Origin of the sequence: Butyrivibrio sp. VCB2006 (assembly GCF_000420945.1) — a bacterium.
Classification (GTDB): Bacteria; Bacillota; Clostridia; order Lachnospirales; family Lachnospiraceae; genus Butyrivibrio.
Genome location: NZ_ATVX01000013.1, coordinates 91,292 through 102,404, shown reverse-complemented (window position 1 = coordinate 102,404; position 11,113 = coordinate 91,292). Strand labels below are relative to the sequence as shown.

Sequence of the window (11,113 nt, the reverse complement as noted above, 5' to 3'; positions counted from 1 at the left end):
CCATTGAATCTACTGCAGACGAATACTGCCTTAAGATGAAATTTGCCCTGTTGTACAGAACGGCTGATGATCTGCAGATATCCCTGCAATAGTCATAGAGTATGTGGTTTTGGTTTATCCTGTATTGCCTTGTTCTGTACACGGTTGTAAATTCCTTGATAGTATTCTATAGTTAGTATTATAGCACACTTTTCAGAAAAGTACAAACATATGTTCTTTTTGGATAAGGAGTAAATTTATGCAGAAATCGATGCTGGAATCAGATATCCTGAGCGAGTACAGAAGAGGCTCACATTCCGTATACAAACTTACTTATCATGTGATCTTTGTAACCAAGTACAGAAAGAAAGTGATCACAGATGAGATTGGTGATTTCATGAAGAATTACGCCGCTTACCTCTGTGGACGCATGAACAGCGAACTCATTTCAGCAGAGACAGATGTCGATCACATGCATCTGCTGATCTCCATGCCACCTGATGTTGCACCTGTAAAACTCATCAACTCGTTAAAATCACAGCTGTCCAAAGAAGTGAGAAATACATATAGAACACACGTTGAGAAATACCTATGGGGAGATTCACCCTTCTGGAGTGCAAGTTACTTCTGTGCCACTACCGGAAGTGTTTCTCTTGATACTGTTAAGAAATATATTGAAGATCAGCGAACAGAGGAACACAAACGCAAATACATTAAGACGGGGAAGTACAAAAAGAAAAGCTAGCGCGATTCATCCCACAACCGACTTCATCGGAAGGGGTTTTCTCGCACGATATTTATAATTTATAATACATAAAGTTCCCGTTATGCTTAAATCCAAAATCGGTATATAGCTTTACTCCCATATCTGAGGCAGTAATCTGAACAGTACCACAACCATATTCATTAGCTTCATTTACTACTCTTGAAAGCAATTCCTTGGCTATACCTTTTCTCCTGTAATTCGGGTTAGTAAACATACTGGAAAGTAAACCTATTCTTCCAGAAGGACATCCAAAATACGGAGGCTTTTCGACAAAAGACATTCCGCTTGTACCTATAATCTCATCACCATCCATTGCCAGCCATGAGACAAATGTTCCATCTGACATATGTCTTTTGTAATAATCCTTCAGATTTGGGACTAAATCTATGTCTTCAGTCGCACCTTCTTCTCGAAGTTGGTTAATCCTCATTTGAATAAATGTATCTAATTCATTTTCCGTAAGTTTCTTATATATGATATCCACTTTATCCCCCTTAACGAGTTAGGGCGCACAACTGAAAGTTAAAGTTGGCCTTTCTCCGGGTGCGAGCTCCTCGCAGCCAAAGTCTCCATCAAAAATCTGCTTTATCTTCCACATGAGTATTCCTCAAATTCTTCGTTTATCAGATCTTCGCTTGCTGCCATAGCCTGAAGAGTCATGGTAAGCAGCTTATCAAGTTCCCAGCCAAGCTGCTGCGCGCCTCGCTCAATTACTTCTCTGGAGCAGCCTGCGGCAAAGCCCTTGCTCTTGTACTTTTTCTTGAGAGACTTAAGTTCCATATCCTTGGTGCTCTTGGACGGTCTCATGAGCGCCGCTGCCCAGATAAGTCCGGTAAGCTCATCTGCTGCAAAAAGAACTTTCTCCATTTCGTGAATGGGTTCCACATCTATAGTTGTCCCGCATCCAACAGTTATTCCATAGCCATGCGAGCATACAGAGTGAATAATGTCGTCACTGACACCACCTTCTCTTAGGAGTTCAGGAGCCTTCAGGCAGTGCTCTTCTGGATACAGTTCAAAGTCTATATCATGCAAAAGACCTACAATCCCCCAGTACTCTGCTTCATCAGAGTATCCCAGTTCATTTGCATACCACTTCATAACAGCCTCAACTGTCAATGAATGCTGGATATGAAATGGATCCTTGTTATATTTCTTTAAAAGTTCAAATGCCTCATCCCTTGTGATCATACAGTTCCTCCTCACTTCTTTTTCTTTGGAGCCGGAAGTTCATCATACATTGCTTCAAAAAGCTCTTTCAGAAACTCCTTATTATCAACATCATCCACAAGCAGCATATCTTTTGCTCCTTCATAAGGAAGCTCCAGATACTCTTTAGTTGATGCCATACTTACCTCTTTCACTCATGTTTCTTAAAATAATAAATAAACTCGTTATCACGTCTTGCTTCTGTATACCCAAGCTTAGAATAAAATGCATTTGTTCTGACATTCCAAATGGGCGTATCCAACGTGAATTCCTTTGCATCTGAAAACATCGCCTCAATTTCCTGCATCATGTAGATTCCATAGCCTTTACGGAAATGCTCTGGACTTACAAATATCCTTCCGACGTTCAGCTTGTCTTTATCAGGAAACAGAATAGCTCCGCCAACAATCAATCCATCATCGGTTAACTTGTACAAATGATTTGATCTGGCCATCTTGGTATGATAAGGCACAGACATATATCCAGGAGGTCCACCTGCTGAAGGTGCTCCGACCTGAACATCGCTGTCAAAAGCTCTTTTAGATATTCCATTTAGTGTCAAAGCATCAGAAGTGCTTGCTTTTACAAATTGTAGACTCATGTTCTTATGCCTCTTGCATTGTTTTCTGTGCTGAAACTCTTTCAGCACATTCTTTTTTCTGCTCTTCAGTTCTTCCTGTAAAACACTTTATTTCAACGTGTGGCATTATCCCTCCAACAATTCACTCAAATCTATAGTTTTAATACCATTTTTAGCCAAGAGTTTTGCAAAGATACCCTTGCCTTCAATAAGTTTACCGCTAAAACTACCATCATATACCTGCTTCACCCCACAGGAAGGGCTCCTTGACTGGAGAATCACCAGATCTACTTTTTCTGCAATGGCTTTTTGAAGACATTTCTCAGCACCGGATCTGAATTCTTTATCTTTGCTTTCTCCCTGCTTATTAGTTACTATGCCATTTACTATTTCGCATGGGATCCTTGGTACCGGAAGGCCACCTTCCACTTCAGGGCATACAGGGATGACCTCATGCCCTTTTATGTACTCCGCAACTTTTTCACTGTAATTGTTGCCACCATTATATTTGCAATTCTGCCCCAACAAGCAGGCACTGACCATTATTTTCATCTGTTAGCTCCAAGACTCATATTGTCTGACTCTAGTCCAAAATTGGCTATTTTTTCAAAATACTTATCTTCTACTATATCTGTTTTTATAAAAGAAAAAAAGCCACCTGACGGTATTTTATCCGCCAGATGGCTCTCGAATTCATTTATGTTTAGACCAATTCAAGTCTGTCTCTTACAAAGCATCCTATGGCTGTCACAGCCATTACTGCTATAACGACTATCATTCCAACCTTATCATAAGAAGCATAGAAATCTCCTGAGAAACGGAGTATTCTATGTTGTTTCTGTCCAGATTGTACTTACACTCTATGCAATCCGGACACATCTCACTTTCATATACCTTTAACATTTTCCCTCCTGCCTATCTGCCAACTTCTTTATTTGATGATATATGCATCAACTATCTCGCCAACATACATGGTATGGAAATCTCTGTTAGCCATGGGATAAGTCCCGTCCACATCCTGAGGATATGTCTTTTCTCTTATATCTTCAGGAATCTTTGAAAGGTCCTGATCCTGCGCATACAGGACTTTGCACTCGATAGTCAGAGGATACTGCTTAACACCAGGAGTCTTGATGGTATCAGCATCCACCAGCTCAAGTCCTGCCTCTTTTACTTTGTCGATATTAAAACCTGACTGCCATCCGCAGATCTTGTTTATCTGAGGATCCGGATTTTCAAGTGGAACGCTGATTGTGAATTCGCCAGCCTTATCAAGCTGTCCCTTGGTAAATCTTCCCTGACGGACATACACATGAAAGGTTGGCTTATTCCACAGGGTTCCAAGATGTCCCCAGCCGATTACCATTGAATTAAACCTGTCATCTGCAAATGTATTTAATAGGATTCCCTTGGGAAGTGCCTTTGTAATAATGTTGGCGTAATCAGTTACATTGATTTTTTCCTTCATTTTCGTACCCTCCATAATTCAAAACAATAGCTTCTTGATCCTAAACACACTCTCCGGAACTCCAAAGGTTCCATCAGAGCATTCTTCTTCCTATTTCTCAATCATCTTTTTCCCGAATTCTTTTGCTGCTTCAAGCTTTCCATCTATATTAAGCATATGCGCATAGAAATAGTCTTCACAGACAGTTATCCCTTTCCCCTTAAGCATCTTCTTAAGCGCCAGAACTGTTCTTCTTGACCAGTTTGAAGTTGTAAAAAGGACTACCTTTGAAACCATCTTAGAATCAAGCTCTTCCGCATATTCTTTAAGCTCGGGAGCCATGATATTTGCATATGGAGCTCCACCAAGAAAAAGAATATCTACTTTTTCCTTGAGCTTTGGTTCATCAGCTATACTGACTGCCTTTACACCAATCCCATCACCTATTGCCTCTGCAATTCTCCTTGTATTCCCAAATTTAGTCTTAGAACAGTATCTTACTGCTATATCCATAACAAAAAACCTCTTTGAAATTATATATTTTGCGCAATATGATTGTATCATATGTATCATTAATTTCAAGAGGTCAAATATATCATTATTTATTTGTAATACGCAGACACTTCAAGAAAACTCTTGTTGCCATCTATGTAATCTTTATATGCTGTTTCTGCATCTTTTCCGCGAAACACCTTACAAAGTCCGCACATGTCACAGTCAGAAATGCATGGATATCTTTCTTTTATATATGCTCTGCGCTCTTCCAAAGTGGAATTTCCTATCTCAGGTTCACCTGCCATAACAATAATCTCCTCAGTGTATCTGCCGGTCTTGGCGATATTTTTCCATATACTCCATGTTTATCTCTCGAATTTCCTTTTTACCGTCAATGTAATCCTGGTATATGTCCCAGGGACTTCCACCCCCAAGCCAGCATGAAGAGCAATTTTCACAGCCACCACCGCAGTCAAGAGAGTTCTTCACTATCTGTTCCCGTTCTTCTTTAGTTGTATCTTTGATAAGGATAGACTTCATCACTCATCCTCCCAGTAGCATTTATCAAGATTTTTGCTATCTAAATGACATTGCCTCCGTCCCTAGGGCTCATTTCATGTGAAATGACGAATACGGAGCTTTATTCCTGTGCTTTCAGAAAGGGCCTTGCATTTCTCAATGTCCTCCTCTGGAAGCACATCTACTATAGACCACTTTACGTCTTTGATTTCTTCCTTGCACTTTATGGCAAAATCCACCATTTTATCAAAAGCCCCCTCATACTTTGGACGGGTAACTTCTGAATACTTCTGACTATCAGGAGCGTTAAGGCTGATAGACACTGCATCAATGACCTTGGCTATCTCTGGAACGATGTTCCTGCCGTTTTCCTCATTGCCAAGTCCGTTAGTGTTGAGCCTTGTTCTTAAGTTCTTTTCCTCCTTGGCAACCTTGGCCACTGCTAAAAGAGTCTCCAACGCGCAGGTAGGCTCACCATAGCCGCAAAAGACAAGTTCGTCAAAGCCCTCAAAATCATAATTTCTGATAGCATTAAGAACCTCATCAGTTGTTGGATTTTGCTGATGCCACAGAGTATCTGCACTTCCAACGCCGTCTTTAAGCGAGCGAATGCAGAAGGTACAACTGCAATTGCACTTATTTGTTATGTTTGCGTAAACTGAATTTTTGTATGTGTACAAGATGTCTGCCATGTTCCCGTCTCCTTAACCTTCAAATTGGAATAGATTTCTTTTAACTCCTGCCCCGTCAAAGGCAGCTGCAGCAAGGTAAAAGAAAAGTGCACTTCCACCAGACTGAATAAAGCTTCCCGAAAAGGCTGAAATTATAGCTGTTTTGGTTCCAAAGAGGATTGCCTCCGCGATATAGTATCCAGTTGCTGAAATAAAGAAAGAGATGATAGGCGCTATCAGATTTCTTTTGCTCATAATAGTATTTCTGCGGCTTGAGAAAGGGATCACTATCAGCATCTTGATGATAACTGTAGGGATCATCCACATGGGAGCAGTCAAAAGATCTGCTATTCCACCGCCTAGGGCTCCAACCAGCATTGCGTATGGCATTGGAAGCATAGCCGCTGCAAGATAAATGATAGAGTCGCCAAAGTGAATGTAGCCGCCATTTGTTCCAACTGGAATGTGGAAAATGTAGGCTGTAAAGATAGTTGTCATTGCCGCCATGAGCCCTGTCATGGTTATCAGTCTTACTTTTGAGTCTTTGAATGTCTTGTTCATGTCAGTCTCCTCCGCTTAAGTATCCTAAAACCTTTTCAAAATCAACTCCGTAATTCCTGTCTTTATCACCTGTAGCCTCAATTGCGCTACTAATGAACTCTGTAGTAAGTTTCACTGCATCTATAGTGTTTTTGCCCTTTAATATATAGCCTAGAAGCGTTGCCGCAAAAAGATCTCCTGTCCCCGAGTAGCACTTGCCATTGGTCTTGCACTCTACTACCTCATTACCATCTCCGCTCACAACAAGGTTGCACAGCTCATGGTCACCTTTGTGAATGCCGGTCACTACAATGTTCTGAGCCTTGCTCGTTCTGACATTTTCAGCAATTGCCTCGATTTTACGGATCATCTGATCCTGATCTTCGATAGCCTCAAGCTCTTTTGCCTTACCTGCCTCAAAGCCTGCAAGGATACAAAGCTCCGTCAGGTTTGGCGTAATAATCTCTGCCGTAGCGGCCAAGAGCTTAATCTTTCTAAGCATCTCATCTGAATAGTTTGAGTAGAATCTTCCGCCATCTCCCATAACTGGATCCACCAAAAGGCTTGTTCCATCTTTTTTGAACGCCTTAACAAAAAAAATTATGTCATCCGCGTCTCTTTCCTGTGGAATATACCCTGTGATGATGCTGTCAAACCTAACTCCCATCTTGAGCCAGTCCTCTTTGCACCTATCTATTAGAGTTGAGGTATCAAGTAAGTGAAAATCCGGAAAACCTGTCTGAGCCGACAACACAGCTGTTGGCACCGGACAAACCTCAATCCCCATGGCTGATAACACACCTATGTCCGCCATAAGCGAACATTTTCCAAAGCCTGACAAATCATTGATTGCTGCAACCCTCATGATATCTGTCTCTCCCAACATCTAAATTATTTAATGGATACTTTACTTTATATCTGATGATATATAAATATTCAGAATCAAAGATTTTTATAATACCAGATTTCGGAACAAAAAAATAGTACACCACTTGGTGTACTATTTTTATTAAAAAAACTATCAAATAGTATTATACGTTTATAAACTTCTTTGTACTGTCGCTAAGTTTGTTCGTAACCTGATTGTTATTATCCATGGCCTCTCCGATTTCTTGAATTTCTCCCACAATCTCCGTAGAGTTGGAAGCTGAAAGGCTGATGGCCTGTGTGGACTCTTCAACGGAATCGGTGATTGTAAGAATTGAGTCTGCCATGCTGTGCATTGTGTTATCAAGAGAGTCTGCCTTCTCAGTAAAGCCTTCAAGAATTTCATTCATTATCTCTGCTGTACTCTCGTATTTCTCTCCTGTCTCAACAAAGGCTTCATAATCGGCAATAACAGTATTGTTGATAAAATCTACAACCTCGATGGCATTATTCGAAAGCTCCTGAACAGCCTTTGTCACATTCTCACTTATAGTCTGAATATTTCCGGCTGTCTGTCTGCTGTTATCGGCAAGTGCACTGATCTCCTGCGCAACTACCGCAAAGCCCTTGCCGGCTTCTCCTGCTCTTGCAGCCTCAATGCTGGCGTTAAGTGCAAGAAGGTTTGTCTGGGAAGCTATATCGAGGATAACCTTGGTAAGTTCTCCGATCTGATTAACCTGCTCACTTTCCTTTACTGACTCATCAAGGGTCTTGCTGAGTGCCTCAACTCTGGCACCTGTATTCTCCTTCTTCTGCATAGCCTCATTCTTAATGGTATCAGCTTCCTTCTGGATCTCGCCTGCACGCTCTTTTCCTGAAGCAACCTCATCATTGATGCTCTCCACCGCATCTCTTACATCATTGAGCTGCTCCTTAATGTGAGAAGCTGTAGTTGACACATTGTCCATGCTGGCTGAAAGCTCCTCAAGCGCCGCTGATGTGTTGGTGATGTTGTCGTTAGCCAAAGCAATCTGTGAGGTCATCTTGTCTGCGGAATCTGTAAGAATGAGTGTTCCGCTCTTAACATCTTTCATTACGCCCTGCAGGGTTTCAATAAAATCATTTATGCCGTCTCTTATAAATACAAGCTCATTTCCGGTCTTAACATTTACTCTTGCTGTAAGGTCACCCTTTCCGGCGTTGATATCATTTATAATTTCCTGAACAGAGTCGGAAATCTTAACAATAACTTTGGTGATAAGAACAAATGAAACATAGAGGTTCAAAAGAAGGCACACGATAAACACAACCATTCCTGTTACATTCATGACAGTTATCTTACTTTTTGACTGTGCCATATAATTTAAAACATTACCCTGAAGTGAATCCACCGATTCATCAAGGGTTGTCATGCCTGCTTTGACACCTTCCATGTTAGTCATATAATCTCCGGTAAGTATCTCCGAGGCAACACGTCCATCGCCGGTTGTCATCATGATATTGAACACTTCATCAACGTTCGCAATAAGAGCCTTTGCCGAAGCATCAAGCTGTGTCGTTGCGTTTGGATTGCCATACATATTAAACTCATCGCCGATTTCTTTTACAAGAGTGGTCACTTCGCTCTCGTAGGATTTAAGCTCGCTTCCGATTCTCTCTTTATCAGCATCAGTGTAATATGCCCATAGCCCCAGTGCGCTCTGGATCGTTCCGTCAATCCTGGCCAGATCTTCCTTAACTGTTCCCTCTTTATGAACCAGCTCGGTTACTCCGGCAATTATACCCTGAGCACTGTCAGACATGGCTGATATTCCATCGTTAACAATGTAGCTTACTATGTTAAATACCAGCAACATCAGAATATTAAAGAACAAAATCTGAACCGGAATAGATTTGAAAAAACTGACCTTATTCTTCTTGTTTTCAGTTGTCATTGACATAGCGACACTCCTTTCAATATAATAAACATCCACCTATATACATTATACAGATAAATAACGCATTGTTTTACGTTTAATATTTTTTTTAATAAAATTATATAAAAAATGCATAAAAACAACCAAAAAAGCAGCTATCTCGATTGAGATAACTGCTATGTAACGTTCAATATTTTAGGTCGACAAACCTGAATTTATATAAGCGTATAACCTCTGAACCCGCGCACGGAATAGTACGAATCCGCCCCGTTATGGAATGTGAAAACCCTTCCGTAACGTCGTTCGCAGAACAATGCACCGCCCTTGTCGCGAATATCATCCGGCGTAGTGATCCAACTTGACGTTTTCAAATCAAATTCCCCGAGACTTTGCAGTCGGCGATAGAGTTCCTCCGTCATGATCAAAATGCCGATTTCTTTTGCTTTCCATTCGGCGCTGCCTGACGGCGGGTTTTTAGCACGCCCCTGTAATGCCTTTTCGTCATAGCACAGGCTTCTGCGCCCAGAAGGGGACTCCTTTGCGCAGTCGCAGAAAATTAGCTTTCCCGTCTTTTCGTCATAGCCGATGGTATCCGGTTCTCCGCCGCTCTCCTCCATCCTTCTCAAAACATCCATGGAGCCCTGATGCTCAAGCAAACGTTTCTCCACGTCAAGCCAACTCAGTTCCATATGAAGATTCTTATTATCCTGAAACCTCGCTTTTAATATTTCTAACATAGTTTCCCCCTCCAATCTCCGATTTGTTTACCTTTCTGTTGGTCTGAGTAAGTTGATATAGTATTTCAAATTGATATAGAGCCGCACAGTAATTATATCAGAATCTTATAAAATACCGATAAACATATGAATATATATAGATAAAGTTTGCATTGATAAAGCTAGTGCTCTCCATGTAGGAGGGTACTGGCCTATATTTATAATATTCCGATTACGCTCACCATCTGTAAGAGGCAACATAATCCATTTGTTGCGGTAATGCTATTGAGGGTGTATTTGTTTCCAGTCTGGGATTCCTTCCCTCTTCAATCAACTCGCGTTCAAAATGATAGAGTGCAATCCCCACATCAATTCTCTGCAGATCATAGTCAGGCGTTGTAAATCCCTTATCATGTTTTACAAAGAAATGAGCTGCATTCTGATCCATAACCACTCGCCAGGGCTGCTTATTTACAGCTGAAGGAGCAAGCCTTACACTTTCCAATGCATCAAAGAGCCCTGCTTCCATGGCTTTTCCTTTAGTTAACGAAGTCTCAAAACTTTCCGAAAAGAACAGTTCCTCAAAATCCAAACGGATGTCAGCTTTAACTCCCTTTCTCATGAGCGTCTCTTTTACTGACATCTTTTTGGATATATACCCAAGAGGACTGACGCATGGCATTACCTCATCGTCAGCAAGACAGGAAGCCTTCTCGAATTTTTCCCTTGGCATAGTACCGCCAATCCAGACAGTACCAAGCCCCATCTCATGAGCCTTCATGAGAAGTGCCTCAAACGAATATCCATAAGCCACATCTGCATCTTTTCCCTTTGAAACACAAGCACTTACATACTGCTTTTCTCCCGAAAGCACCGGACTTGAAAGCCCATGTTCAGCTGCATCAAGGAACACAAACCTGACAGGAATACCATAAGGATTGTTGATACCTTCAGAAAAAGTCTTAAGTTCATCTATCACTGAGTTCTCTGGCATTCTCCCGTCAAAAGTCCTGACACTTCTCCTACTCTTTACCAGTTCTAAAAAATTGCTCATCAATAGCCTCCTTTCCTTAGCAAACAAAGGCCTATACCGCATATGATCGCAATGGCGATGTTTGATTGAATTGTGAAATACATAAAGACTCTGGATCCACCCATGAAAGAAAGCCTTCCGGCATAGGCACTCAAGAATGTGCCTACCAGGGCAGATACTATTACAACAAGCTTTAGAACTATGCTCAGTCTCTTTTGTCTCTCTGATAAATTATTCATTGTGATACCTCAAAAAACATATTGCATTTTGTGCAATATGATTGTATCACATATTTATCTGTTTGCAAGAGATTTTTTGACCAGTACAATTACAAGATACATCAACAGAATAACAGAAAGCGTTACTCTAATATTT

General features: G+C 41.1%; 18 protein-coding genes and 1 pseudogene. 1 reads left to right on the top strand and 18 read right to left on the bottom strand.

What is annotated here, in order from left to right; translation table 11 throughout:
* Positions 1 to 238 precede the first annotated feature (238 nt).
* Entirely contained in the window at positions 239 to 724 is a 486-nt protein-coding gene (tnpA, locus tag G613_RS0113015) for an IS200/IS605 family transposase (RefSeq protein WP_051151078.1), read from the top strand.
* Positions 725 to 776: 52 nt separating this feature from the next.
* Here tnpA and G613_RS0113010 read toward each other — a convergent pair whose 3' ends face one another.
* The 18 genes and pseudogenes from G613_RS0113010 to G613_RS19575 all read right to left on the bottom strand — a co-directional run bounded on the left by G613_RS0113010 (position 777) and on the right by G613_RS19575 (position 10,977).
* Positions 777 to 1,229, bottom strand: coding sequence for a GNAT family N-acetyltransferase (locus tag G613_RS0113010; RefSeq protein ID WP_029233031.1), 453 nt, complete (start codon positions 1,227 to 1,229; stop codon positions 777 to 779).
* A 101-nt stretch (positions 1,230 to 1,330) separates the two neighbouring features.
* Positions 1,331 to 1,936, bottom strand: coding sequence for an HD domain-containing protein (locus G613_RS0113000; RefSeq protein WP_026654007.1), 606 nt, complete (start codon positions 1,934 to 1,936; stop codon positions 1,331 to 1,333).
* Positions 1,937 to 1,947: 11 nt separating this feature from the next.
* Positions 1,948 to 2,070 (bottom strand): annotated as a pseudogene (locus G613_RS0112995) (TfoX/Sxy family protein); the annotation flags it as partial.
* A gap of 35 nt (positions 2,071 to 2,105) precedes the next feature.
* Complete coding sequence (locus G613_RS0112990; RefSeq protein WP_029233030.1) at positions 2,106 to 2,555, bottom strand: GNAT family N-acetyltransferase; 450 nt, start codon at positions 2,553 to 2,555, stop codon at positions 2,106 to 2,108.
* 4 nt (positions 2,556 to 2,559) lie between these two features.
* Positions 2,560 to 2,661 (bottom strand): tautomerase family protein, encoded by a 102-nt coding sequence (locus G613_RS19260; RefSeq protein WP_081647893.1) that lies wholly within the window; start codon positions 2,659 to 2,661, stop codon positions 2,560 to 2,562.
* Positions 2,661 to 3,086 carry a DUF523 domain-containing protein gene (locus tag G613_RS0112980; RefSeq protein WP_029233029.1) on the bottom strand — a complete coding sequence of 142 codons (426 nt, stop codon included), beginning with the start codon at positions 3,084 to 3,086 and terminating at the stop codon, positions 2,661 to 2,663. The genes G613_RS19260 and G613_RS0112980 overlap by 1 nt, the downstream gene beginning before the upstream one ends.
* Positions 3,087 to 3,308: 222 nt before the next feature.
* A complete protein-coding gene (locus G613_RS20000; RefSeq protein WP_278246505.1) occupies positions 3,309 to 3,437 on the bottom strand; it encodes a hypothetical protein in 129 nt (42 codons plus the stop codon).
* Between the two features lie 28 nt (positions 3,438 to 3,465).
* The gene (locus G613_RS0112970) at positions 3,466 to 4,002 is read right to left on the bottom strand and encodes a flavin reductase (RefSeq protein ID WP_029233028.1); all 537 of its coding nucleotides are present in this window, start codon (positions 4,000 to 4,002) and stop codon (positions 3,466 to 3,468) included.
* Between the two features lie 90 nt (positions 4,003 to 4,092).
* On the bottom strand, positions 4,093 to 4,494 hold the full coding sequence (locus tag G613_RS18770) for a flavodoxin family protein (RefSeq protein ID WP_029233027.1): 402 nt from the start codon (positions 4,492 to 4,494) through the stop codon (positions 4,093 to 4,095).
* Between the two features lie 89 nt (positions 4,495 to 4,583).
* Positions 4,584 to 4,781 (bottom strand): hypothetical protein, encoded by a 198-nt coding sequence (locus G613_RS0112960; RefSeq protein WP_029233026.1) that lies wholly within the window; start codon positions 4,779 to 4,781, stop codon positions 4,584 to 4,586.
* 13 nt (positions 4,782 to 4,794) lie between these two features.
* Positions 4,795 to 5,016 carry a hypothetical protein gene (locus tag G613_RS0112955; protein ID WP_026661844.1) on the bottom strand — a complete coding sequence of 74 codons (222 nt, stop codon included), beginning with the start codon at positions 5,014 to 5,016 and terminating at the stop codon, positions 4,795 to 4,797.
* Between the two features lie 74 nt (positions 5,017 to 5,090).
* Complete coding sequence (locus G613_RS0112950) at positions 5,091 to 5,687, bottom strand: TIGR04100 family radical SAM protein (RefSeq protein ID WP_029233025.1); 597 nt, start codon at positions 5,685 to 5,687, stop codon at positions 5,091 to 5,093.
* A gap of 12 nt (positions 5,688 to 5,699) precedes the next feature.
* The gene (locus G613_RS0112945; RefSeq protein ID WP_029233024.1) at positions 5,700 to 6,227 is read right to left on the bottom strand and encodes a TIGR04002 family protein; all 528 of its coding nucleotides are present in this window, start codon (positions 6,225 to 6,227) and stop codon (positions 5,700 to 5,702) included.
* Position 6,228: 1 nt separating this feature from the next.
* A complete protein-coding gene (locus tag G613_RS0112940; RefSeq protein ID WP_051151077.1) occupies positions 6,229 to 7,071 on the bottom strand; it encodes a bifunctional hydroxymethylpyrimidine kinase/phosphomethylpyrimidine kinase in 843 nt (280 codons plus the stop codon).
* 166 nt (positions 7,072 to 7,237) lie between these two features.
* The gene (locus G613_RS0112935) at positions 7,238 to 9,013 is read right to left on the bottom strand and encodes a methyl-accepting chemotaxis protein (protein ID WP_029233022.1); all 1,776 of its coding nucleotides are present in this window, start codon (positions 9,011 to 9,013) and stop codon (positions 7,238 to 7,240) included.
* A 191-nt stretch (positions 9,014 to 9,204) separates the two neighbouring features.
* Entirely contained in the window at positions 9,205 to 9,726 is a 522-nt protein-coding gene (locus G613_RS0112930) for a DUF4256 domain-containing protein (RefSeq protein WP_029233021.1), read from the bottom strand.
* Between the two features lie 217 nt (positions 9,727 to 9,943).
* A complete protein-coding gene (locus G613_RS0112925; protein WP_029233020.1) occupies positions 9,944 to 10,759 on the bottom strand; it encodes a nitroreductase family protein in 816 nt (271 codons plus the stop codon).
* Positions 10,759 to 10,977 (bottom strand): hypothetical protein, encoded by a 219-nt coding sequence (locus G613_RS19575; RefSeq protein WP_029233019.1) that lies wholly within the window; start codon positions 10,975 to 10,977, stop codon positions 10,759 to 10,761. The genes G613_RS0112925 and G613_RS19575 overlap by 1 nt, the downstream gene beginning before the upstream one ends.
* Positions 10,978 to 11,113 lie beyond the last annotated feature (136 nt).

Coding starts and splice junctions, on each gene's coding strand:
- tnpA (WP_051151078.1), top strand. CDS start 239: ATGCAGAAATCGATGCTGGAATCAGATATCCTGAGCGAGTACAGAAGA.
- G613_RS0113000 (WP_026654007.1), bottom strand. CDS start 1,936: ATGATCACAAGGGATGAGGCATTTGAACTTTTAAAGAAATATAACAAG.
- G613_RS0112990 (WP_029233030.1), bottom strand. CDS start 2,555: ATGAGTCTACAATTTGTAAAAGCAAGCACTTCTGATGCTTTGACACTA.
- G613_RS19260 (WP_081647893.1), bottom strand. CDS start 2,661: ATGCCACACGTTGAAATAAAGTGTTTTACAGGAAGAACTGAAGAGCAG.
- G613_RS0112980 (WP_029233029.1), bottom strand. CDS start 3,086: ATGAAAATAATGGTCAGTGCCTGCTTGTTGGGGCAGAATTGCAAATAT.
- G613_RS20000 (WP_278246505.1), bottom strand. CDS start 3,437: ATGTTAAAGGTATATGAAAGTGAGATGTGTCCGGATTGCATAGAGTGT.
- G613_RS0112970 (WP_029233028.1), bottom strand. CDS start 4,002: ATGAAGGAAAAAATCAATGTAACTGATTACGCCAACATTATTACAAAG.
- G613_RS18770 (WP_029233027.1), bottom strand. CDS start 4,494: ATGGATATAGCAGTAAGATACTGTTCTAAGACTAAATTTGGGAATACA.
- G613_RS0112960 (WP_029233026.1), bottom strand. CDS start 4,781: ATGGCAGGTGAACCTGAGATAGGAAATTCCACTTTGGAAGAGCGCAGA.
- G613_RS0112955 (WP_026661844.1), bottom strand. CDS start 5,016: ATGAAGTCTATCCTTATCAAAGATACAACTAAAGAAGAACGGGAACAG.
- G613_RS0112950 (WP_029233025.1), bottom strand. CDS start 5,687: ATGGCAGACATCTTGTACACATACAAAAATTCAGTTTACGCAAACATA.
- G613_RS0112945 (WP_029233024.1), bottom strand. CDS start 6,227: ATGAACAAGACATTCAAAGACTCAAAAGTAAGACTGATAACCATGACA.
- G613_RS0112940 (WP_051151077.1), bottom strand. CDS start 7,071: ATGAGGGTTGCAGCAATCAATGATTTGTCAGGCTTTGGAAAATGTTCG.
- G613_RS0112935 (WP_029233022.1), bottom strand. CDS start 9,013: ATGTCAATGACAACTGAAAACAAGAAGAATAAGGTCAGTTTTTTCAAA.
- G613_RS0112930 (WP_029233021.1), bottom strand. CDS start 9,726: ATGTTAGAAATATTAAAAGCGAGGTTTCAGGATAATAAGAATCTTCAT.
- G613_RS0112925 (WP_029233020.1), bottom strand. CDS start 10,759: ATGAGCAATTTTTTAGAACTGGTAAAGAGTAGGAGAAGTGTCAGGACT.
- G613_RS19575 (WP_029233019.1), bottom strand. CDS start 10,977: ATGAATAATTTATCAGAGAGACAAAAGAGACTGAGCATAGTTCTAAAG.